Below are 24228 nucleotides of genomic sequence, written 5' to 3' on the forward strand. Positions count from 1 at the left end.
AAAAAGGGAGGGGTATATGTGCTGTTTATTGGAGTGACAGGATGGGGAGATCATGATTCTTTATACATAAATCCCTATGAAAATAGAAATAAATTACGAACATACAGCGAGTATTTTCCTATTGTGGAAGTGGATAGTTCATTTTACGCAATGCAACCTGCACGAAATTATATAAAATGGGCAATGGAAACGCCGAAAGATTTTTCTTTTGTCGTAAAAGCGTATCAAGGAATGACAGGACATATGAAAGGTGAAATTCCTTTTTCTACGTTCGATGAGATGTTTGATGTGTATAAACAGTCTATTCTTCCTTTAATAGAAGCTGATAAATTAAAAACAATTTTATTTCAATATCCACCATGGTTTGATTGCAAAAAGAAAAATGTAGATTTTCTTCGATATACGAAAGAAAAAATGGAAGGTTTACCATGTGCAATAGAATTTCGAAATCAAACATGGTTTTATCCAGAAATGAGAGATAAGACGTTACAGTTTCTAGAACAGGAGAAATGGATTCATACAATTTGTGATGAACCCCAGGCTGGGATAGGTTCTGTGCCACTTGTGTTAGAGGTTACGAATTTAGACATGGCATTAATACGTTTTCACGGTCGAAATGTTCATGGTTGGCTTGATAAAGGGGAAAATTGGAGAGCGGTTCGCTGTTTATATCGCTACAACAATAAAGAACTGGAAGAATGGGTTGAACGACTAGAGCAATTAAAAAAGAAAACAAAGGATATATACGTACTGTTTAACAACAATTCAGGTGGGGATGCAGCAGATAATGCGAAACAGCTTATGAAAATGATGAACATTACATATGGTGAGCCGAAGCCGGAGCAATTAAATTTTTTTGAATGATAATAAACAAGAAAGGCACTGTACAAACAGGGGGAATGTACAGTGCCTTTCTATATGAAAAAGAGGGGTAACAATGTTACTGAGCGTTTGGTTGATTCATTAATTGTTGGCTTCATAATAAATGATAATGGTTATCATTATCATTGTCAATGGTTTTTCTAAAAATATATAAAAAACTTTGTATATTTTAAATAGAGATAAAAAAAGAACAGCGATTAATGCTGTTCTTTTCCATTGACGAATTGTTGTAAATCAAAAGGAGTTATCGCTTGGATAAATTCTTTTGAGATAAGTGTTTGAACGAGAGTGCTCTCAGAGATAGAAGCACCTGTTTTCTTTTCATAAGCTTGTTTTAATAAATCAAGTTTTTCAGCCGTTTCTTTTGGTAATTCAATTGTAAGTGTGTTCATAATTTCTCCCCCTTATTATTAGAGTACCACTACAGTATAGGAGAGACAAGAAAAGAGAATACGAAATATAAAAAAGGTTACCAAATTTTAAAATGGTAACCTTTTTTATGTATAAGAGTTATTAAGCAATACCGATATACTTTAAAGTTTTTGATGGAGTACTGTGATCAAAGAAGTGTTGTAAAAACGCAATATCAACACCTGATTTGTATGCACAATAACCCCAAGTTTTTCGAAGTGTATGTGAGCTAATCCCTTCTAATCCAACTTCTTTTGCAGCTTTGTTTAAAATGTACCATGCATGTTGTCTCGTAATAGATTTTGTTCCTTTTTGAGATTTTAACAATGGTTCATTACGTTTCCAAGTTTTACGTTCTTTCATGTAGTCTTCGATTGCGTGCTGTAAGTCTTCATTTACAGCAAACCATTTATGTTTCTTCACTTTTTCATTGTAAAATAAAATGGAATGGCGAACATTTTCATTTTCATCGATTACATCACTAACTTTTAATTGTAAGATTTCACTTACTTTTAAGCCAGAATTTACAGCTAATACGAATAATAAGCCATCACGTTTCGAAGATTGTAAAAGTATATTTTTGATAGTTTCTAATTGTTTTTCATTTTGAATAGGTTGTCCTGCTTGTTTCATTTCACGCACTCTCCTCTTTTATATGTGTAAAGGAAAGGATTAACTTGTTTCTTACTATAAAGGGAGAGTGTGAATTTCATGTGAACTCCTAGTGAAATTAAGACAAATTATTTGACTTCTTTTACTTTTTGTAAATTGAAATAGAATACAACACTGTTAGTCGTATTATACACACCATACTCGGCATGATGGAGGTCTAAAATGTTTTTTACAATAGATAATCCGAGACCGGTACCTCCGGTGTGACGGCTACGTGATGCATCTAGACGATAGAAGCGATCCCAAATTTTTTCAAGGCTTTCTTCAGGGATAGGGTTTCCTGTATTTTCGATTTCGACTTTTACGGTATCTTTTGCTTCTATAATGGAGACTTGTATTTTTTCTCCCTCTGGCGTATAACGGATTGCATTACTTAGTAAGTTCACAACTACTTGTTCAATGCGACTGCGATTTGCTGTAACAAGTATAGAAGGGTCTGCATCGATGTTCACTTGTAAATGTTTTTCTTCCATGCTAAATAATAATTTTGTGTAGACTTGTTGCGTTAATTCACCGATTGAGAACGTCGTCATATCTAGTTTGTAAGTACCAGATTCCAACTTTGCTAATTCTAACATCTCAACAATCAGCCTGTTCATATTTTCTGTTTCTTCTAAAATAACATCAGTATAATACGAAGTATCCTTACTAACACCATCTTTAATTCCTTCTGCAAAACTTCTAATTACACTTAGCGGTGTTTTTAATTCGTGTGATACGCCAGAAATGAATTCTTTTCTTGTTTTTTCTAATTGACGTTCACGTTCAATATCTTGTTGTAACTTTGTATTAGCAACATTTAATCGATCGATTCGATCTTTTAAATTTACAGATAATGTATTGATACTGCCAGAAAGCCCGCCAATTTCATCGTCAGCTGTAACAGGTAATTTCTCGCTGAAATCAAAATTAGCCATTTTTTTTGTAACACGATTTATTTTAATTAGTGGCTTTACAATAATTTTTGAGTAGTAGAAGGATAACAAAATAATTACGAGAAACACGATGATTAAGGCATAGACATAATAATCTTTTAAAACGAGCATCGCTTCATTAACAGGCTGCAAAGATGCTATCGCAAAAGCATATTCTGTAATCCTTCCATTTTCTATAATCGGTTTTACAAAGATACTATTTTTTATATTTTCTCCACCATCTAATATGAAAGTACTTAATTGGTTCGAGTTAGAAGTGCCCTCTCTAATCATATCAGCAAAATATTGAACGGCTTGTAATGTTTCAATATCATTTGCAAGGCGAACCTCAGCTTTTGATGGAAGCTGTAACTTAGTTATAACACCTGTAAAGACGATTCGAGTTGTAGATTTGTATCGGCTTGCAAGTCTATTCTTAGAAGGATTTCCATTAATTGATTGAAAATCCGAATAGAAATGTTCGTTTTGCCATTGATTATAATTCGTTCCTAATTTTTGTGGTGTGATTATATTATTCTCTTGCACGACTCCATCAACATTGATTATTACATCTTTTTTTAAACCTAAATTTTCGAATTTATTATATTCTTCTGGTGTTAAAAGATTATTGAGTGGAATGGAATACTGTTTATTATTGTTGGGATTAAATACATCGATATAGTAATTGTTATCACTTTTAATAATACCGTTAGAATCTAAAAACTGCATATCGGCATTTGTTTTATCATGAAATTCTTGTTTTAGTTTTCTAACCTGCTCATAACTTTTATCACTTTTATCATAATTATCTACGAATTTTTCAAAAGCAGTTTGGACTGTTTTTACTTTCTTATTAATATAAAATTTCTCTAAAAATAGAGATTGTCCTAGGAAAAAAAGTAGGAATATGATTGTAAATAAAGTGGATGTTAATAAAAATAGTTTAAAGACGATACTTCTGTTTTTCACTGCGTCACCTCTTATGAGAAATACTGTAAATGATTTCTTTATCCCGCTTTAACGGGCAATAAGACTCCCACTTCAAAATTCGGCGAATACAAGGGAGTTAAATGGGAGATCAATTGCCCGTAAAATCCGATTGGTTCAACTAATAATCAGTGGGGGATGGAAAAAACCCCCACTGATTAAAGTTTCACTTTATTATAACAAACGTTACAAGAAAGTAGAGGGGAGAAATCTGTCTCTTTATAAAGTAGTTATTTATAAAAAGTCACATAAAAAGAACTCGCCAGACGTATGACAAGTTCTTTAGTGTACTATTGTTGAATTGCTGCATCTAAAGCGATTTCAATCATTTCGTTAAATGTAGTTTGACGCTCTTCAGATGTTGTTTCTTCGCCAGTGAAGATGTGATCGCTAACTGTTAATACTGATAATGCATTTACACCGTATTTCGCTGCTAATGTGTAAAGAGCAGTTGTTTCCATTTCTACTGCTAATACACCGTAATCTCCAAGTTTTTTAACCATGTCCATGCTTTCACGATAAAACACATCTGCTGTTAAAACGTTACCGACACGAACGTGTAATCCTTTTTCAGTTCCAGCATCATAAGCTTTCTTTAAAAGGTCAAAGTTTGCAGCTGGTGCAAAATCAAATCCTGGGAATGTTAAACGGTTCATATTAGAATCAGTACAAGCCGTCATTGCGATAATAACATCACGAACTTTTACATCTTTTTGAATTGCACCGCAAGTTCCAACGCGAATTAAATTTTTAACTCCGTAGCTTTGGATTAATTCGTTTACATAAATAGAAATAGAAGGAACACCCATACCTGTACCTTGAACAGATACACGTTTTCCTTTATAAGTTCCAGTGAAACCTAACATACCACGCACATTATTATAGCAAGTAACGTCCTCTAGAAATGTTTCAGCGATATATTTTGCACGTAATGGATCACCAGGTAATAGAATAGATTCAGCGATTTCGCCTTGTTTTGCTTCGATATGTACACTCATAAAAAAGTCCTCCTTATAATGTATTGATAGAAATCAATATCATTTGCATTATACACTACGAATCCTTTCAATTAAAATCTTTTTATTATTTGTAATATGTGCAAAATAGGAGGATTTCATAAATCATAATCTAGAATATATATCTTAAGAAGTTTTGTATGAATAGAGACAATAAAAATGGTAGGTGATGTTTTGAAAAATCTTGTCATTGGGCTTATTGCGTTAGTACTTATTGTGGCAGGAGGATTTTACATAAAAAAATATCAAGAAAACGAAGAGACTGTAGGAGATGTTCAGGAAGTAAAGTGGGATGTTTCAAATGGAAAGGGAAATGAGAAAGTAGATATTGTATTTCAGTTGTTAAACAACAAGAATAATGAAATTCGTGGTGTAAATGATCAAATGCGGGCAGTGATTGTAGATGGACAGTTAAAAAACATACAACAAATTAAACCCACATTTGCAGGGAACGGGTCATATAAGTTATCTTCCAAAATAGCGAAAGACGAAGAATATACAATATTTTTATACGAAGACAAAAATAAGTCCGTAGAGTCATTCGCTAGGAAGAATTTTGGTAGAACGAAAGAGGAGAACAATAAGAAAAAAGTGAAATTTCCAATCGACAGTGTACTTACAAAAAAAATAGGAGAGTATGAAGTTTCTCTTTTATTTGGCGCATTACATCCGAATGAACCAGTTACGTTAACATTTCAGTTTCAAGCGAAAAAGGGTGAAAAATTGAAATTGCATTCAGAGAGAGGAGAAGTAGAGTCACTCTATATAGTGGATGAAACGAAGGAGAATTTTTTATACGCTATGCCTGTAGATACGGATGAACAATTACAATACCGAATTACATTTCCTGCCGAGGGCACGTATAAAATGTGGGGGAATTTCTATATAAATGGTAAGAAGTATGAAAAAGAATTTATTGTACAAGTTCAAAAAAGAAAAAACAGCTAAGAATTTAGCTGTTTTTTCTTTTTCCTATTAATTTTGTTACAGAGAGCATTGTAATTGGTAAAGAATGATTCTTTCTAAATGCTAAATATTTACCGCTCCATGCTGGTTTATATTTTTCTTTAAAATGTCGTAATCCGCTGAAACTATACGTATAACGAACGTTATTAAAGATTGCAGCAGCCACTCGTTCAGACCAGAAAGACTGTGTGGATAAACCAACATTTGAAAGTGGTGCCATACCGATATTAAAGGAGTGGTATTCATTTTCTTTTGCCCACTGGAATAAGTGGATGAAAATTGCGTCCATAATGCCGCTAGGCGCATCTGGATAATATCGCATTAAATCGACAGATAATGATCCGTTTTGATATACAGGCATGAATGTTGTGAATGCAATAATTTTTCCATCCGAATCAGATAATGTTGCGATAGGAGCGCGACTAATATATTCACGATCGAAGTATCCGAGTGAAAAACCTTTCTCTTTTTTTCCACCAAGCCATGCATCTGAAACTTTTCTTAACTCTTCATATAATTCGTCGGAGAAAGGTGGCTCATGAATAGAGAATGTATAGCCTTCTCTTTCAAAACGGTTGAAAGTAGCTCGCATGCCAGCGCGTTTCTTTCCTGTTATTGTAAAGGTATTTAAATCAACAACAGCTTCTTCACCAAGCTTAAAGAAGTTATAACCAAAATCGTGGTATAAACTCATCCATTTACTTTCAATTTGATAGAATACACAAATGTATCCAAATCGATCAGCCTCAGCTAAAAACTCTTGCAATACAGTACGATAGGAGGAAGGGTCCCCAATTGGATCACCTAGTACAATAAGTCGTTTTCCAGTTATTGAGAAGAGAATGAGTGCTTTTCCATCACTACTGAAAAAGAACTGTTTATCTCCTAAAAAACCTAAATGACTAAGTACATTTCCACCATGTTCATCTAAGAAGTTTTGTAATCGTTTATCATTAGCTGGTTGCCCGGGAAATTCATTTCGATAACGATTTGCAATGAGTGAACCAATTAGTAAAAAAGTAGGAACAAAAAAGGCAGCTGCTAATGCACTTCGTTTCACTTGTGTAATATTACGAACGACAAAATCAGGTTTGAAAGCTTCTTTTGCACCTGCAAATAAAATACCTAAGTTTTTATATAAATATAACGTTACAAGTAGGAATATAAAAACTTTTACGATATCGGAAAGTGAGACTTCCATTTTCTCACGTACAAACCTTTTACGAAGCATATACAATACAGCGAGTACGATTAATAAAATAAAAGTTTCTTCAACATCAATTCCTTTTAGTGTGTTAAAAATAGCCGCTCCAATTAAAGAAACAATCGTCATATAATAAGAACGTTTTGTTCCGTAATATATCCCCCGCGAAAGAATGAGGAGGAGAATACCGAATGTTAGCGATAAGCTAAAAGAAAATTGAATAAGATGTTTTGGAGCTAGAATATGTAAGGCGTGTGCCCGATTTATACTTGTCGGTAGAATGGTTGATAAAATAACCATTAAGCCAGCAAATACTGTTAAAGCAGCAGATGCCCAAGAACCTAACTTTCCTAGAAAGTCACGCTGCAAAGTCCATATAACACCAGTTGTCTCTAATGCAGGCGCAATAAAAGGTTTATCTTCAAACTTTTTAATGGCTACTCCTGTCATTTCAAAAGCTGCAAAAATGAGACCAAGGCAGAAGGGCAAGATGTAATAGACGAGACGATATAATAACATAGCAGGGAGTAAAACACCTGTATCGATGCCGTATTGCCCAAGCCCAGTTAAGAAGACAAGATCAAATGATCCAAGGCCACCAGGAACAAGACTAACGACACCAGCTAAAGCAGCAATAACATATACGCCTAAAAACTTTTGGAATTCGATTTCAATGCCAAATAATAGTAATATGACGTACATAACAATACCAGCGGATACCCACTCGACTAATGAAACTAATGAGTATAAAACAGTTGGGTTTTTCTCCTCTTCTTCTTGTTCCTCTGTTTGCGTCGCTTTTCTATTTTTTAATTTAGAAAATCCGATATATATAGGGACGAAAAGAGCGAAGAAGATAAGAACAGGCCATAGCCATGGTTTTTCATGCAAAATAAATCTCGTGTCTAATATTCCGATGAGACCAAGAAATGAAAGAATGGCTAATCCATTAATAAAGGCAGTTGTCATCCAAGCGATACTTTTAATAAGTTTTCCATTTTCTTTTATATATGGACGATAAAGCATTGTGCGTACGCCGGCTCCAACAAGACCACCAAACCCGATAAATCCATTTAAAGTATTAGCAATCCACGAGATACGGAAAATCTTTTGGACAGGGATATCAGCTTTTAAGTAACGAAGCATAACATAGTCATAAAAGAACATTGTTGATACAGCGAATGCACCAAGTGTAATTGCTAAAAAGACTCCTCCAGTTGGAATGTTTTTAATTGTATCAATCGCTTCTAAAAAAGAAATGCCCGCTAATTCTTTTTTTGCTTGAAAGAATACAATTGTTAATACAACAAATGGGAAGACAATTTTCCCGATTTGTAAGAAACGTTTCCATGAAAACGACATAAATACAACTCTCCTTGTATAAGAAAACTGAGACAATAATATTATTATGACAAACTTCAAGAAAAATAAAAAGGTAAATTCCTGTATAGGCGAGCTATTTTTTATATAGGTATATTTAAAAGAATATTTTGTTTATCAGAAAATTAAGTTAGAATAAGATGAAAGAGGGGGAGGGGAGTATATGATTATAAAAGGTTACGTAGGATATGAGTTAGAAAAAGCGAAACCTAATACATCAGAAGATTTTTTTAACAGATCTGAAGTGACATATATATTAAATGGTAAAGAGAAAACTTTTTCGGTTGTATACGTTCGATATTTTGAAGAAGTTTTACAAGAAATTACTCCTTTTGAAGGAAATCCAGTGTATAAAGTAGAAGAACAAAACATATATTTGCGTGATATTGTAGCGATATGTTGTTTAGTGAAAGATAAGGAGCTTCGTGCGCAAAAACGTTTGTATTTAAATAATATGGAAGAATTTCAACAATATTTTGATGAGGGAACGGTGTCGAAAGTACAAGAAATATTGGCTGAATTACATAAAAATAAAAGAGTAGAAATAGCGTGAAATGGCAAAGGAGAGAGAAAAATGTCTAATTTGATGGTTGAAAATCAAACAGAACAAGTTTCTATATTTTTAGAAGATGCTATTAATTTGATAACTAATTATGTAAATTATCATACGTTACCTTCTTTATTAGAGGAAACACCAGCAGGGAATGAGCAATATTATAAAGGGGTATTAGCATCAATGAGACGACTTCTCGTTTTTTGCGAAGAAGGACAGGATGCATGTTTTGTTTTGTTGAATAGCCAGCCATTTCGAAAAACAGCAGCTGAAAAAATTTTATATAAGATTTACCATCAAGTAATTGCAGAGTTTTTTTCACCGAAGAGTGATCATTGGTATGAAAATAGTCGGTCTGCATATACAGGGAAAAATTCTATCGTTTTTCAACAAACACCACCTGCATCTTTGGAGCAAGTGATGAAGAGTTTAGAAGGTAAATTTCAATTGATGCGTGAAGAACTAGAATATTATGAGACGGATTATCAGACAAAGATGTTACACAAATATTGATTGAGGAAAAGAAGCTAAGGTGACTTAGCTTCTTTTCCTTTTGTACAGTTATATAAGGGATTTTCATTGAATATAGTTAAGTGGATAGCATTAGGGAGGTGCAACATGAATCAGCAAGGTGTATTTACAGATTACTTTCATGAAGTAGAAAATTGGTGTGAAAGTGTTCTTCACGTATTAGATAGCCGCGCAATGGAAGTGTATGATGTCCATATGCTTGCTTATAAAATTCAGACGTTATTAGAGCGTATGAAAGAGCATGAGTATGAAACAGATGCAGAGTTTATGTATGAAATAAGCGATGATGTAGAACATATTCAGCATCACTTGCAGGAAGTATTTATGCAAGAAGAAGAGGAATATGAATTATATGAAAGAGGGGATAGTGAACGAGCTGTCCCAATTGGAGGACATACACTCCCGCCATTACCTTATCCGTATAATGCATTAGAACCGTATATTTCTAAAGAAATTATGATGTTACATCATGATAAACATCATCGGAGTTACGTGGAAGGGTTAAATAAAGCAGAGAAGATGATGGAAGAAGCGAGAAAAACAAATAAATTTGATTTAATTAAGCATTGGGAAAGGGAAGCGGCTTTTCATGGGTCAGGTCATTACTTACACACGATATTTTGGAATAACATGAAAAAAGACGGTGGTGGAAGTCCAAGAGGAGCTTTTTCACAACAAATTGAACAAGATTTTGGGAGCTTTTTACGTTTCCAAAAACATTTTACAGAAGCGGCCTCTAAAGTAGAAGGTTCAGGCTGGGCAATTCTCGTTTGGGTACCCCGGTCTGGAAGGTTAGAAATTTTGCAAAGTACACTTCATCAATTATTTACACAATGGGATACGATACCGCTCCTTGTACTAGATGTCTGGGAACATGCGTATTATTTACAATACCAAAATCGAAAAGATGAATATATTAAAAACTGGTGGAATGTTGTAAATTGGCCTGATGTAGAAAAAAGGTTTGAAACTGCGAAACAAATTGAATGGACACCATATTAGACGCAAATTCTCTGCGTCTTTTTTAATGGAAGTAGAAGGAAGATTTCGTTCATATTTTAAAAGGCCAAGCATACACTTGTACAAAAAGTGCCAAAAGGACGTGGGGGGAAATATGAGACGAATTTGTGTAATCATTACGCTTCTTATGATGTATGCAAGCGTTATGCCGATTCCTACATATGCAAAGATGAACAGCAATGTCAGTGCTCGAAATGCTGTATTAATGGAGCAACAGTCTGGTCGTGTATTATACGGAAAAGCAGAACATGAGCCTCAAAAAATTGCTAGTATAACAAAAATTATGACCGCCTTATTAGCTGCTGAATCAGGGAAGATGAAAGAAATGGTATCAGTTAGTAATGAAGCGGTGAGGGTGGAAGGATCGGCAATCTATTTAAAGCCCGGACAAAAAGTGAAGTTAGAAGATTTAGTATACGGACTCATGCTTAGATCTGGTAATGACGCAGCGCAAGTAATTGCTGAAAGTGTGGGTGGGAGTATAGATGGATTCGTATATTTAATGAATCAAAAAGCGAAAGAAATTGGAATGAAAGATACGCACTTCTCAAACCCTCATGGCTTAGATGGAGATGGATCACATTATTCGTCGGCTTACGATATGGCATTATTAACGAAATATGCAATGGGAAACGAGACATTTAAGAAAATCTTTGGAACCAAAACATATAAATCAGATTCTTGGGATTACCCGTGGAAAAATAAACATAAGCTGGTAACGTCTTATTATGAATTTGCAACAGGAGGAAAAACAGGCTTTACGAAGAAAGCTGGGCGAACGCTTGTGACAACGGCATCAAAAGATGGACTAGATTTAATTGTCGTAACTTTGAGTGCCTCTAGTGATTGGGATGATCATATGAATTTGTTTGATAAAGGTTTTGAACGTTTCAAACAAACGAAAGTTTTAGGACAAGGAGCAATTGCTGAAATAAATGAAAAGAAGTATGCCAACCATGTTTATACGAAAAATAGTTTTTCGGTACCGTTAACTGAAGAAGAAAAAAAGAACGTAGTATTAAAAGTTGAACTCCATAAAAGTACAAAACTTACGGATGGAGTAAAGGTTGGGAAGACAGACATTTATGTTGGTAATGAAAAAGTTGGAGAACGGAATTTATTTTATAGTAAACGGAAGTTAGTAGCTACAACGGGACTTTACTGGAATAATGTGAAAGAAATTTTTTCTTACATGATAGGTGTTGGGAACGATGGTTAATCTCGTATGGGTAGCGATGGCTGTCATTGGGATTGTATACGCCATGATAAATGGCACGATGGAAGAAGTGAATAAAGCTGTATTTGACGGAGCAAAAGATGCGGTAACGATTTGTATAGGACTTATTAGTGTTTTAGTATTTTGGCTCGGTTTAATGAAAATTGCAGAGGAAGCCGGATTGTTAAAAAAATTAGTTACACTTTTTATGCCGATAGTAAAAAGGTTGTTTCCAGAAATACCAAAGGATCATCCGTCCATGGGATTTATTCTATCAAATATGATGGCAAACTTTTTTGGTCTAGGTAATGCAGCAACCCCTCTTGGTATTAAAGCGATGGAACAACTGAAAGAGTTAAATGGAGGAAAGGATTCGGCGAGCCGTTCTATGGTGACGTTTCTAGCATTAAATACATCAGCCATTACATTAATTCCTACGACAGTCATTTCCATTCGAATGACGTATGAATCAGCGAATCCTACTGAAATTGTTGGGGTAACATTTATTGCACAAGTACTTTCTATGATTGGAGCAATTTGGATTGACCGCTATTTTTACCGAAGAAGGAGTAGAAAGGGGCGGAAAAAATGAGTATTGTAAATACAATTTCTTTATGGGTAATTCCTTGTGTAATTGGTTTTATCCTTTTATATGGCACAATAAAGAAAGTACCGACGTATGAATCGTTCGTTGAGGGAGGAAAAGAAGGGATTCAAATTGCAATTTCCATCTTACCGTTTATGGTTGGAATGCTTGTGTCTATTTCTATATTCCGGTCTTCAGGTGCGTTAGATGCAATGATATCGGTAATGAAGCCAATGTTAGATTTGATCCATGTTCCAGCAGAAATTGTTCCACTAGCACTTATACGCCCTATTTCAGGCTCTGCTGGTTTAAGTATTACGACCGATTTAATTGCCACATATGGGCCAGATTCGTTTATTGGGAGATTGGCTTCTACGATGCAGGGAAGCACAGATACGACTTTCTACATTTTAACTGTATATTTTGGCGCGGTCGGGATTAGAAAAATGGGTGATGCACTAAAAGTAGGACTTTTTGCAGATTTAATAGGGATTATATGCTCAATTGTGTTCGTTTCTTTATTGTTTCAGTAATACTATTCATTTTTTACGCTATTTCGCTTATAATACGTATACGACCACTATTAAGGTGTAGCTTAATAGTGGTTTTTTTATGTGGTATTTTTGACAAAATGATGAACTTTTATTGTGAGAAATATGAAAAATATGGACAATAATAAAAGGTAAAAACATGATTTGACCTTTATATGTTTATTATCATCGCTATGTTGTTTAAGTAAGATGAAGCGAATAGCCGTAAAGCGTATGCGGTTGCCAAGTCTTTCTAATGTAAGGTAAGATAAATTCGAGGTGAAAAAAGAAATGGAACGATTACAAAAAGTGATTGCGCAAGCAGGTATTGCATCGAGAAGAAAGGCTGAGGAATTAATTCAGCAAGGAAAAGTGAAAGTTAATGGAAAAATAGTGAAGGAGTTAGGGACAAAAGTAACTCCTCAAGATAAAGTAGAAGTAAATAACATCCCTCTTGAAAAAGAAGAACCTGTTTATTTTTTACTATATAAACCAACTGGCGTAATTTCAAGTGTATCAGACGATAAAGGAAGAAGTGTTGTAACGGACTTTTTCCCGGAAATTACACAACGTTTATTCCCAATCGGACGCTTAGATTATGATACGTCTGGCGTATTATTAATGACAAACGATGGGGACTTCGCAAACGTATTAATGCATCCTAGATATAAAGTTGAAAAAACATATGTTGCAAAAATAAAAGGTCCATTAACAGGTGAGAAAATTCGCATGTTAGAACGCGGTGTTACGTTAGAAGACGGTAAAACAGCGCCAGCGCGTGTGAAAATTATTTCTTGGGACAAGCGTAAAGAGATGGCTATTGTACAGTTAACAATTCATGAAGGACGTAATCGTCAAGTACGTCGTATGTTTGAAGCGTTAGACTGTAAAGTAGTGAAATTAAAACGTGAACGTTATGCTTTCTTAGAAGTAGGAAGCCTGCGACCTGGTGATGCGAGAGAATTGACACCACATGAGGTGAAACAATTACGCGCACTTGCTTCTACAAAGCCAAGATAAGCTATAGAGTTAAAAATTCACCAGTGGAGTGCTCTGCTGGTGATTTATTCAATACAACATTTACAGAAGATAATACATAACATTTATCGAGGAGAGGAGAGGTAATATGAAGAAAAATCGCTTATTATTTCGCGTTATTATTCTACTCATTTTATGTGGTGCTGTAGGATTTACCCTTTATCAAGGATTCTTTGCTAATAAAGAGAAAATGCAAATCGGAAAAGAAGCACCTAACTTTGTTGTGACGGATTTAGAAGGGAAGAAAATTGAACTAAAAGATTTAAAGGGAAAAGGTGTATTTTTAAACTTTTGGGGCACGTGGTGTAAACCTTGTGAAAAAGAAATGCCTTATATGAATGAATTATATCCAAAGTATAAAGAAAAAGGTGTTGAAATCATAGCGTTAGATGCAGATGAAACGGATATTGCAGTAAAGAACTTTGTGAACCAGTATGGTTTGAAATTCCCAGTTGCCATTGATAAAGGACAAAAGATTATAGGAACATATGGAGTAGGTCCATTACCGACAAGCTTTTTGATTGATAAAGATGGAAAAGTAGTGGAGCAAATTATAGGTGAACAAACGAAAGAACAGTTAGAAGGGTATTTAAAGAAAATTACTCCGTAATAAAGAAAGCCTTTACATAAGGGGTGCGTGTCTATAGTGCCTCTGGTTTAAAAATTCTGAGTATTGTGGTAACTTGAGGTTAGAATATACAATAGTACATATAGATACAGGGGCGGTGAGAGTGTTGAAAGAAATTAAATGTGAATGTGGACATGTTAATCCGATAGGAACCGTTTTTTGTGAAGCTTGCGGGAAACCATTTGAAAGCAATGAAAATGCAAAACTATTGGATATGCGCTATGAGGGGAGTGCACGGAGATCTCTCACGCAGACAAAAACGATAGTCGATAAAATTTGGAGCTTTTTCTCTTCTGTAAAAGTGGGTGTATGGCTAATCGTAATAACTTTAGCTGCATCAGCGATAGGAACTATTTTTCCGCAAGAAATGTACATAACTCCAGGGATTGCACCAGCTGAATATTATAAACAAGAATACGGATTTTTAGGACAATTATACTATCAATTAGGATTTAATAATTTATACGGTTCATGGTGGTATATGATTTTGATTGCTTCTATCGGTATTTCACTTGTGATATGTAGTTTAGACCGCGTTATTCCACTTTATAAAGCTTTAAAAAAGCAAGGTGTAAAAAGACATCCTAGCTTTTTAAAGAGACAGAGATTATATGGGACTGGTACACCGCAAGATGGTGACCTGGAAAGAGTGCAAAAGAATTTAAAGAAAAGAAACTATAACGTGAAAGTGGAAGACGGAAACGTTTTAGCAGAAAAGGGACGCTTCTCGCGTTGGGGTCCATATGTAAATCATATCGGCCTTATTATCTTTTTATTCGGTGCGATGCTTCGTTTTTTACCGAGTATGTACGTAGACGAAGCACTTTGGTTACGTGATGGTGAAACGAAAGAAATACCAGGGACGGATGGACAGTACTACTTAAAAAACGAGAAATTTATAAAAGAAGTTTATGATAAAAGTAAGGACAAAGAAGTTTTTGAGGAAGCGATTGATCGTGTAGGCGATAAAATGATTGCGAAAAACTTCCAAACGAATGCCGTATTATATAAAGCAGTAGGAGAAAATATAGCAGGACAAAAACCGAAATTAGAAAAAGTAAAAGAAGCGGAAATTCGAGTGAATGAACCACTGAAATTTGATCAATTTGCAGTGTATCAAGTGGATTATAAAGAAAGTGAATTTAAAAGTATGTCCTTTAACTTGCAAAATAAAGAAAATAATCAAAAGTGGGGACCGATTAAAGTAGATTTAACGAATCCTAAGGAAAAATATGATTTAGGAACTGGTTATTCTCTAGAACTATTAAGCTATTTTCCTGATTTTTATTTTGATGAGAATGGAAAACCAAATACAAAAACGAAATTACCAAACAATCCTGCATTTGTATTTAAAATGTTTACACCTGAAACACCAGATGGTGAAGTGAGTTTTGTTGGTATTCAGCAAAATATAGAACCAGATGGAAACAACAAATATAAAATGTCGTTTGCAGGTGTTGAAATGCAAAATGCAACAGCACTTACTGTAAGAAAAGATTTAACGCTTTGGATTCTCGGTATTGGAGGATTTATATTTATGGTTGGTGTCATTCAAGGTATGTATTGGAATCATCGCCGTATTTGGATACAACGTGTTAATGATGAATGGTGGATTGCAGGGCATACAAATAAAAATTGGTTCGGTTTAAAGAAAGATATTGAAAGAGTAATAGAAGGTACAGCAATTCCACAGCCAAATGATAAAGTAATTGATAAAAAAATTAGTTAAGGTGGGGAAACGATATGGTGCAAATAAGTAGTAACTTTCTCTTTACCGCATTTATTTTATATTTAATTGCGACTCTATTTTTTGGGGGAGCCATTAAAGAAAAGGGTCATAAATGGGCAAATGTAGGAATAACGATTACAATTTTAGGGTTTATAGCACAAACAGTATATTTTGTTACAAGGTGGATTGCATCAGGGCATGCGCCAGTTAGTAACTTTTTTGAATTCGGTACATTTTTCGGCATGATGCTTGTAGGAGCATTTATTGTCATGTATTTTATGTACCGTGTAAGCATAATCGGACTATTTGCATTACCAGTTGCGCTTTTATTAATTGCCTATGCAAGTATGTTTCCGAGGGAAATATCTCCGCTTATTCCATCTTTAAAAAGTAATTGGTTACATATTCACGTGACGACTGCAGCAGCAGGACAAGCCATTTTAGCGATTAGTTTTATTACAGGCGTTATGTATTTATTGAAAAATGTAGATCAATCGACGAGAAGTAAACGTACATTTTGGCTAGAGACGGTAGTATTTACACTTGTTTGTACAGTTGGATTTATTGGAGTAACAACGGTATTTTCTAGTATGAAATATGAAGCGAAGTTTCAATGGATTGATAAAAATGAACAACAACTGGAAATGAAGTACAATCTTCCGGCTTTAGTTGGACCGCATGAAGGGAAGTTACTGACAGAAAATAAATTAGAACCGGCAGTTGAAGTTCCAGCAATTGTAAATGCAAAAAAATTAAATACTGTTATTTGGTCAGTGTTAGTTGGAACATTACTGTATATTGTATTAAGACTCGTTTTACGGAAGCGAGTATCGGCGGCACTTCAGCCGTTAGTAAAGAATACGAATAGTGATCTACTAGATGAAATCGGATATCGATCTATTGCAATTGGATTCCCAGTTTTCACATTAGGTGCATTAATTTTTGCGATGATTTGGGCTCAAATAGCGTGGACGCGCTTTTGGGGCTGGGATCCGAAAGAGGTTTGGGCACTTATAACGTGGCTCTTTTATGCTGCAGTACTACATTTACGATTATCTAAAGGGTGGCATGGAGAGAAATCAGCTTGGCTTGCAGTAATTGGTTTTGCAATCATTATGTTTAACTTTATTGTAGTAAACTTAATTATTGCCGGTTTACATTCATATGCATAGAGAAATAAAATAGGAGAGTGTATGTCACTTTCCTATTTTATTTTTGTCAACTTTTCTTCTTTTTTGAGAAAAACATGACAAAGTAGCGGTTGATTTTGTAAAATGATGTCGAGGACATTATATACAGTTCAAAAAAAATACATAGTTTTGGAAAAAAATTGAACAAAATTTATTATTCTTGTGAAGCATAATATGGGAAGTGAAACATTTAGAAGATTGCTTAAATAAACGAGAATAGCGCAACATAATAGTTAAAGAAGGGTAGGTGTGAACCGCTGAGGTGAGAGTACGCAGCGGGTAGAGATGGCAAATGAATCAAGAATTTTAATTGTAGATGATGAGGATCGTATTCGTCGTTTATTGAAAATGTACTTAGAAAGAGAACAATATACGATTGAAGAAGCAGATAATGGTGATACAGCTTTAGAAATGGCGTTGCAAAATGATTACGATTTAATCTTATTAGATCTTATGATGCCTGGTAAAGATGGCATTGAAGTATGTAAAGGGGTTCGTGAGAAGAAAGCGACACCAATTATTATGCTGACAGCAAAAGGTGAAGAAGTAAATAGAGTACAAGGATTTGAAGTTGGAACAGATGATTATATTGTAAAGCCGTTTAGTCCACGTGAGGTCGTGCTACGTGTGAAAGCGGTATTACGTCGTGCTGTACCAACAACATTCTTTACACAAGATACAACGACAAAAGATGTTACTGTATTCCCTCACTTAACAATTGATAACGATGCACACCGTGTTACTGCAGATGGCAATGAAGTAAACTTAACGCCGAAAGAATATGAGTTACTATTATTTTTAGCGAAAGCTCCTGATAAAGTATTCGATCGTGAGCAGCTGTTAAAAGAAGTATGGCAATATGAATTCTTCGGAGATTTACGTACAGTTGATACACATGTAAAGCGTTTACGTGAGAAGTTAAGCAAAAAATCACCAGATGCAGCGAAAATGATTGTTACTGTTTGGGGTGTAGGTTACAAATTTGAGGTTGTGAACGACTGATGCTTTGGAGAAGTGTAGTAGGGAAGTTATGGATGACCATATTACTTCTCGTTTCGTTTGTTCTTGGATTTGTTGCGATTTTACTTTCACAATTTTTTAGAACGTATTATGTTGATATGAGTGAAAATAGACTTCAAAAAGTCGCAACAAGTGTTACGGAATTAATTGAAGAAGGTGCCGATGTAAAAACGATTGAGAACATCGCGTACAAATTCTCTGATCCACTTTCAAGGATTATTATTGTAGAAGATGGCAAGGAAATCTCTTCTTCACCGAAACAAGAAGGGTTAGTCACTCTTACAATGGATGATTTAAAAGAAGATAAAGAATTAGCCGCTGTTTTTACGGACAAAAAAGAAATTAAGAACAACATTAGAAAAGCTTCTGATAGTAGAAAGAATAAAAGCACTGAAAATGATATTGTGATCGTTGGGAAACCAGTGCAATCAAAAAATCAAAGCGCAGTGTTCGTATATGAATCTTTACAAGTGCCAATAAAAGATATGGAGAGAACGACTGATTTCATTTTCTTAGCCGCTGGGATTGCGATTATATTAACAACTTTCTTTGCGTTCTTCTTATCTACTCGGATTACAGCACCGCTTCGTAAAATGCGTGAGGTTGCTTTTGAAGTGTCACGTGGGAAATTTGATGCAAAGGCTCCTATGGTATCTCAGGACGAAATTGGTGAGCTGGCAACGGCCTTAAATCAAATGGGTAAACAGTTGAAGTTTAATATGAATGCTTTGCAGCAAGAAAAAGAACAGTTAGCCAGTATTTTGAGTAGTATGGCAGATGGAGTTATTACGTTAAATCAAGAAGGTGAAGTCGTAGTTATTAATCCACCGGCTGAACATTTCTTACAAGTTTGGCAAGAAGAAAAAGAGATAGAGTTAAGAAAAAAATTACCTTCTGAACTTGTGGAACTATTCCATCTCGTTGTAGAAAGCGAGCAACAACAAGTTGTTGAAATTAATTTACAAAAAGGGAACTATGTAGTTCTTATGACACCACTTTACAATCAAACGAAAATTCGTGGGGCTGTAGCGGTACTGCGAGATATGACGGAAGAACGTCGTCTTGAGAAAATGCGTCAAGACTTTATTGCGAATGTATCACATGAACTTCGTACACCGATGGTCATGCTGCAAGGGTATAGTGAAGCGATTTTAGATGATATTGTGCAAACGAAAGAGGAAATAGATGAGTTTGTTCAAATCATTTATGATGAATCCGTTCGTTTAGGTAAACTTGTAAATGAATTGTTAGATTTAGCTCGTATGGAAAGCGGTCACGTAGAGTTACATATTGGTGAAGTCGACATACATCCATTTGTGGAAAAAATTGGTCGTAAATTCCAAGGGATTGCAAAGGATAAAGAAGTTGAACTAACAGTTGATTTCCGGAATCAGATTGAAGAATATGCGTTTGATGCAGATCGGATGGAACAAGTGTTGACGAACTTGATTGATAACGCAATTCGTCATACGAATGCGGGTGGACATGTAACGCTTGTAATTGATACAAAAAATAATGGCCTCATTTTTGAAGTACAAGATTCGGGTGCAGGCATTCCAGAAGAGGATATTCCATTTTTATTTGATCGTTTCTATAAAGCTGATAAAGCAAGAACACGTGGGAAAAAGGGTGGAACAGGACTTGGGCTTGCGATTGCGAAAAATATTGTTCAAGGCCATGACGGTAAAATTTCTGTATCAAGTGTTGTTGGAGAAGGAACTACATTCTCTGTATATTTACCGAATCGTATAATTTAGATATGTGTTTTTAAAGTTGATAATGAATAAAGTTCTGCTGTTTTTTATTTTTTTGTAAACTCAATTAAATAAAGAATGGTAGAACTTTTTTCTATCTTGATCGAATCAAGAATAACAAGAGAGGGTGCTGTGAAGAAATGAAATTATATACAAAAACAGGAGATAAAGGAACGACAAGTGTAATAGGTAGCAGGGTTGATAAAGATGATATCCGTGTGGAAGCGTATGGAACAATAGACGAGGCAAATTCTCATATTGGATATGCAATGACTAAGGTTCAAGGCGGGGCTTTTAGAGATATTTACAATGAGCTCGAAAATATTCAACATGAACTATTTGATTGCGGAGGAGACTTGGCAATAGTGGAACAAAAAATTCCTTATAAAGTGACAATTGAGATGGTTGAAAGTTTAGAAAGAAAGATTGATTTATATATAGAAGAAGCCCCGCCATTAGAACGCTTTATTTTGCCAGGTGGTAGCGAGGCGGCGGCTACTATTCATATTGCACGTACTGTTGTAAGGAGAGCAGAACGCTCTATAGTATCATTGCAAAAAGAAGTGAAAATAAATGAAGTTGTCTTAAAGTATGTAAATAGATTATCTGATTATTTGTTTGCGATAGCTCGAGTAATAAATGCCCGATTACAAGTGAAAGATGTGGAGTATAACCGTAGTGCATTAGTTTTTCGTGATAAGAAAGAGAAGGAAGTGGAGTAATTCACTTTCTTTTTTTGTATACTTTTTTCTGTAATATACCAAAATAGAGAAGGTATGGTGGTAATTAGAAAACGGAGGATGTATATGAAAGTTTTAAAATGCGGCGTCATGTTATTGAGTATACTGTTTGTATCTCAATTACATGTTTATGCAGAAGAAAATCGATGGACATGGCCTGTTGAAGGTCAGATAAGTGATTATTTTGGGACAAGGCATGGAAAACACTATGGTATTGATGTAGCTGCGCCGATTGGAACGCCTGTGGCAGCTATTCAAGATGGTAGGGTAACGAAGTCTTATTATTCAAGTAGTTATGGAAATGTTGTATTTATTAAACACGGAGAATATGAGGCTGTATATGCACATTTAAATAAGAGATATGTGGGGCAAGGAGATTATATTTCCAAAGGAGAAAAAATTGGAGAAGTAGGGAACACGGGAGAATCGCGAGGTGCACACTTACATCTAGAACTTCATCAAGGAAGATGGACGATGGCGAAAAAGAATGCGATGAACCCATTGCTTGTTTTAAATGAACAAAGAAATGAAGTTGTTTCTTCATCATTATATGTCGTACAAAAAGGGGATACTTTAGTTAGTATTGCACGGAAATTTAGTATGACACTTAAGGAAATTAAAGAAAAAAATGGATTGCAGCAAGAGCTAATTTATCCTAATCAACAATTATATGTTAAGTGAAGGAAACATCTCAAAAATTAAACTTTGAACAAATTTATGTTCTTCTTAAATAAGGTTCAATGTAAATGAAATTATATGGGCGCTTTTGCTAGAACTATTGAGTGAATCAGAGCATCTATATCTAAAAGAAAACCGTCCCAAAATTTATTTTGGGACGGCTTCTTTTACCAAAAAATAAAGACACATATAAATCCAGAAATAGCTAAATAGCTATATAAGTAAAAAACTTTTGTTCTTGTTTTCTCTTTTGTTCGAAACAGTACGATAGTCGGTTCAATTAAACCGATTGTCAAACAAAGTAGGCCAAGAAGCATACAACCAATCGAAATAGAATACAGGGCGATTTGTGGTGCTTGAAATGGAATCATCCATTTTAATGAAAATGCAATAAGTGCAGTGTAACAAATACTACCGATGTATTTATTCAGTGGTGTATTAGAACGAAAACCAGGAAGTTTTTTTAAGAAAGAGCGGGAAACAACTTCTGTTTGTAAAGATGTATGCTCTTCAATAATTTTTTGAGCTTCTTTTCCTTTTTGAAAAAGAGATAAGATCCAATTTCGCTCACCCTGAAAAATAAATTGAGAAGTTGTCAAATAGTGATCAATCTTCACTTTATTCCAACTCTTCCACGGATGACGCTCACACAATTTTAATTTACTTTCTGTTTTTTTATCATACTGATAAATACTGATGCCATCTTCATCGAAAGTAGCATAGTATGTCTCGTTTGAGAATGTGCCTAAATCAATTGGGCAATAGAAAAGTAATTCTTTTTTTAAGTAAAAGTATTCTTTTCTTAAGTTTTTTTTCATTGCTTCTCGAATAGAATGTCTCTTGTCTTTTTTCATGACATTTCCTCCATAACTCAGAAAATGTTCTTATCTTAACAATTCAATATCTTATCACTTTTAATTATATATGACTAGGTAATTCAAAAGAGAAATGCCGAATAATAAAAAATATGGATTGTATTGTAAAATATCTCGCAATTTATTTTTTGTTACGAAAAATAAATAACTAATTTTAAATAAGTTACAATTTTTTAGTTCACAATGTTATGAGGTTGTTGTATAATGAAGGGGAAAATAGAATATCGGTCTATCTTCGGGGCAGGGTGAAAATCCCGACCGGCGGTGATGAACTATTTATGATTTTGTTCTAAGCCCGCGAGCCGTTAAGGCAGGATTTGGTGTGATTCCAAAGCCGACAGTATAGTCTGGATGGGAGAAGATGGAGGTTCAAGCGTTCAAAAAAGATATGGATTTGAACGTCTGTTTGATGTGCCTTAAATTCTCCCTTTGTGTAAAACACAAAGGGTTTTTTCGTTCTATGAAAAAATAGGCATAGCAGAACCTTTCCACTTTCCATGAGATGATCGATGGAAAAGGAGAGAGAAAGATGAAACAAAAAAACAGTGTAGTGCAGATGGTGAGTGTAGCGATGCTAAGTAGTATTGCATATTTACTAATGATGTTAGACTTCCCGTTCCCAGGGCTTCCGCCATTTTTGAAAATTGATTTTAGTGATGTACCAGCTCTAATTGCAGCAATTATCTTTGGACCAGTAGCAGGAGTGATTGTAGAGGCGATAAAGAACATTTTACATTACGGGATTCAAGGAAGTTTAACGGGAGTACCAGTTGGAGAAATTGCAAACTTTATTGCAGGATGTTTATTTATTGGACCAGCAGCTTTCTTATTTAGAAAGTATCGTACTGTGAAGAGTTTAACTACAGGATTAATGCTAGGGACAATTACAATGGCACTTATTATGAGTGTATTAAACTACATCATCATATTCCCGGCTTACACTTGGTTTTTAAATTCACCGGCTATGTCTAGCGAAGCTATAAGAACAACGGTTGTAACGGCAATCTTACCATTTAATTTAATTAAAGGGATTGTTGTAACAATTGTATTTGTAGCATTATTCTCACGCCTGAAAGTATGGGTGTTTGCAAAAATGAAAAATGCATAATATATATTAAAACCATTAGTAGTGTGAAACTACTAATGGTTTTTTATTAAGGAAAATAAAATTTAGATACAAAAAATGCCCCTCATCAATATGAGGGGCATTTTTTGAAGTTAATAAAAGACTATTCGAATTTTAAAGCGTCTCCGTCGAATGATTCGTCAGCAACTTTAATTGAGTCAGTTGGACAGCCTTCGAATGCATCCATCATATCTTCAATTAATACATCTGGAATTTCAACGATACCTTGGTTATCATCTAATGTTACAAATGCAATACCTTCATCATCATAGTCATAAATGTCTGGTGCAGCAGCGCCACAAGCACCACATGCAATACAAGTATCTTTATCAACGATTGTATATTTTGCCATCTTTTTTCCCTCCTGATAATATGTATGTGAAAAGCTCGCCATAAAAATTATAACCTTATTGTAAAACGGTTTGTAAAACTTTTCAACATAAAATTATAATGATAATGCTTATCAATTAGAGTGTCAACTTATTTTTGAATTATGTCATAAGATTTTCAAAATACGTAAATATGATTTCGTTTGATACAATAGAATATATACAAGTATATAGTTCTTATATGATAAGTTTA

General features: G+C 34.6%; 24 protein-coding genes and 1 riboswitch. Of the genes, 17 read left to right on the top strand and 7 right to left on the bottom strand.

The annotated features are described in order from the left end of the window. The first annotated feature begins 18 nt into the window (after positions 1-18). Complete coding sequence (locus MHB52_RS07925) at positions 19-864, top strand: DUF72 domain-containing protein (protein WP_016117478.1); 846 nt, start codon at positions 19-21, stop codon at positions 862-864. Between the two features lie 215 nt (positions 865-1079). On the opposite strand, the gene MHB52_RS07930 is transcribed toward MHB52_RS07925, so the two are convergent. From MHB52_RS07930 to deoD, 4 genes are all read right to left on the bottom strand, one after another. After that, positions 1080-1274, bottom strand: coding sequence for a DUF3924 domain-containing protein (locus MHB52_RS07930; RefSeq protein WP_001094860.1), 195 nt, complete (start codon positions 1272-1274; stop codon positions 1080-1082). Between the two features lie 121 nt (positions 1275-1395). After that, positions 1396-1926: a tyrosine-type recombinase/integrase gene (locus MHB52_RS07935; RefSeq protein ID WP_000806236.1), complete on the bottom strand. Its 531-nt coding sequence runs from the start codon at positions 1924-1926 to the stop codon at positions 1396-1398. A gap of 107 nt (positions 1927-2033) precedes the next feature. Next, on the bottom strand, positions 2034-3848 hold the full coding sequence (locus MHB52_RS07940; protein WP_016117479.1) for a sensor histidine kinase: 1815 nt from the start codon (positions 3846-3848) through the stop codon (positions 2034-2036). A 308-nt stretch (positions 3849-4156) separates the two neighbouring features. After that, the gene (gene deoD / locus MHB52_RS07945) at positions 4157-4864 is read right to left on the bottom strand and encodes a purine-nucleoside phosphorylase (RefSeq protein WP_000110707.1); all 708 of its coding nucleotides are present in this window, start codon (positions 4862-4864) and stop codon (positions 4157-4159) included. Positions 4865-5041: 177 nt separating this feature from the next. Here deoD and MHB52_RS07950 point away from each other — a divergent pair, with 177 nt between their 5' ends. Next, positions 5042-5830, top strand: coding sequence for a hypothetical protein (locus tag MHB52_RS07950; protein WP_000232610.1), 789 nt, complete (start codon positions 5042-5044; stop codon positions 5828-5830). 4 nt (positions 5831-5834) lie between these two features. Here the strand turns inward: MHB52_RS07950 and mprF are convergent, their stop codons facing one another. Beyond that, positions 5835-8414: a bifunctional lysylphosphatidylglycerol flippase/synthetase MprF gene (mprF, locus tag MHB52_RS07955; protein WP_000010893.1), complete on the bottom strand. Its 2580-nt coding sequence runs from the start codon at positions 8412-8414 to the stop codon at positions 5835-5837. Positions 8415-8595: 181 nt separating this feature from the next. Here mprF and MHB52_RS07960 point away from each other — a divergent pair, with 181 nt between their 5' ends. From MHB52_RS07960 to MHB52_RS08025, 14 genes are all read left to right on the top strand, one after another. After that, on the top strand, positions 8596-8985 hold the full coding sequence (locus MHB52_RS07960; RefSeq protein ID WP_000584365.1) for a hypothetical protein: 390 nt from the start codon (positions 8596-8598) through the stop codon (positions 8983-8985). A gap of 21 nt (positions 8986-9006) precedes the next feature. Beyond that, a complete protein-coding gene (locus MHB52_RS07965; RefSeq protein WP_000067556.1) occupies positions 9007-9498 on the top strand; it encodes a YpuI family protein in 492 nt (163 codons plus the stop codon). 105 nt (positions 9499-9603) lie between these two features. Beyond that, a complete protein-coding gene (locus MHB52_RS07970; RefSeq protein ID WP_001075739.1) occupies positions 9604-10518 on the top strand; it encodes a superoxide dismutase in 915 nt (304 codons plus the stop codon). A gap of 112 nt (positions 10519-10630) precedes the next feature. Next, entirely contained in the window at positions 10631-11755 is a 1125-nt protein-coding gene (locus MHB52_RS07975) for a D-alanyl-D-alanine carboxypeptidase family protein (RefSeq protein ID WP_001252637.1), read from the top strand. Next, a complete protein-coding gene (gene spmA, locus MHB52_RS07980) occupies positions 11748-12344 on the top strand; it encodes a spore maturation protein SpmA (RefSeq protein ID WP_000247811.1) in 597 nt (198 codons plus the stop codon). The genes MHB52_RS07975 and spmA overlap by 8 nt, the downstream gene beginning before the upstream one ends. Beyond that, entirely contained in the window at positions 12341-12871 is a 531-nt protein-coding gene (gene spmB, locus MHB52_RS07985) for a spore maturation protein SpmB (protein WP_000029514.1), read from the top strand. The genes spmA and spmB overlap by 4 nt, the downstream gene beginning before the upstream one ends. 276 nt (positions 12872-13147) lie before the next feature. Continuing rightward, positions 13148-13888: a 23S rRNA pseudouridine(2605) synthase RluB gene (gene rluB, locus MHB52_RS07990; RefSeq protein WP_372474244.1), complete on the top strand. Its 741-nt coding sequence runs from the start codon at positions 13148-13150 to the stop codon at positions 13886-13888. A 106-nt stretch (positions 13889-13994) separates the two neighbouring features. Then, on the top strand, positions 13995-14516 hold the full coding sequence (gene resA, locus MHB52_RS07995) for a thiol-disulfide oxidoreductase ResA (protein ID WP_000742194.1): 522 nt from the start codon (positions 13995-13997) through the stop codon (positions 14514-14516). Positions 14517-14637: 121 nt separating this feature from the next. Then, positions 14638-16263, top strand: a complete 1626-nt coding sequence (gene resB, locus MHB52_RS08000) for a cytochrome c biogenesis protein ResB (protein ID WP_016117480.1) — start codon at positions 14638-14640, stop codon at positions 16261-16263. A gap of 14 nt (positions 16264-16277) precedes the next feature. Next, on the top strand, positions 16278-17435 hold the full coding sequence (gene resC, locus MHB52_RS08005; protein ID WP_000250081.1) for a cytochrome c biogenesis protein ResC: 1158 nt from the start codon (positions 16278-16280) through the stop codon (positions 17433-17435). A gap of 303 nt (positions 17436-17738) precedes the next feature. Then, complete coding sequence (resD, locus tag MHB52_RS08010) at positions 17739-18455, top strand: DNA-binding response regulator ResD (protein WP_001262938.1); 717 nt, start codon at positions 17739-17741, stop codon at positions 18453-18455. Next, positions 18455-20230, top strand: a complete 1776-nt coding sequence (resE, locus tag MHB52_RS08015) for a sensor histidine kinase ResE (protein ID WP_000964695.1) — start codon at positions 18455-18457, stop codon at positions 20228-20230. Before resD ends, resE begins: the two co-directional genes overlap by 1 nt. Before the next feature lie 137 nt (positions 20231-20367). Next, positions 20368-20949, top strand: coding sequence for a cob(I)yrinic acid a,c-diamide adenosyltransferase (locus MHB52_RS08020; RefSeq protein ID WP_016117482.1), 582 nt, complete (start codon positions 20368-20370; stop codon positions 20947-20949). A gap of 84 nt (positions 20950-21033) precedes the next feature. Next, positions 21034-21648 (top strand): peptidoglycan DD-metalloendopeptidase family protein, encoded by a 615-nt coding sequence (locus MHB52_RS08025; protein WP_000866120.1) that lies wholly within the window; start codon positions 21034-21036, stop codon positions 21646-21648. A 164-nt stretch (positions 21649-21812) separates the two neighbouring features. Here MHB52_RS08025 and MHB52_RS08030 read toward each other — a convergent pair whose 3' ends face one another. Continuing rightward, positions 21813-22499 carry a hypothetical protein gene (locus tag MHB52_RS08030; RefSeq protein WP_016117483.1) on the bottom strand — a complete coding sequence of 229 codons (687 nt, stop codon included), beginning with the start codon at positions 22497-22499 and terminating at the stop codon, positions 21813-21815. 248 nt (positions 22500-22747) lie between these two features. Further along, a riboswitch (FMN riboswitch) is annotated at positions 22748-22887 on the top strand. Positions 22888-23049: 162 nt separating this feature from the next. Here MHB52_RS08030 and MHB52_RS08035 point away from each other — a divergent pair. Continuing rightward, complete coding sequence (locus MHB52_RS08035) at positions 23050-23628, top strand: ECF transporter S component (protein WP_000810856.1); 579 nt, start codon at positions 23050-23052, stop codon at positions 23626-23628. A gap of 121 nt (positions 23629-23749) precedes the next feature. On the opposite strand, the gene MHB52_RS08040 is transcribed toward MHB52_RS08035, so the two are convergent. Further along, positions 23750-23998 carry a ferredoxin gene (locus tag MHB52_RS08040; protein WP_001151993.1) on the bottom strand — a complete coding sequence of 83 codons (249 nt, stop codon included), beginning with the start codon at positions 23996-23998 and terminating at the stop codon, positions 23750-23752. Positions 23999-24228: the final 230 nt, after the last annotated feature.

Source organism: Bacillus sp. FSL K6-0073, from assembly GCF_038006085.1.
In the GTDB taxonomy this organism is placed as follows: Bacteria; Bacillota; Bacilli; order Bacillales; family Bacillaceae_G; genus Bacillus_A; species Bacillus_A cereus.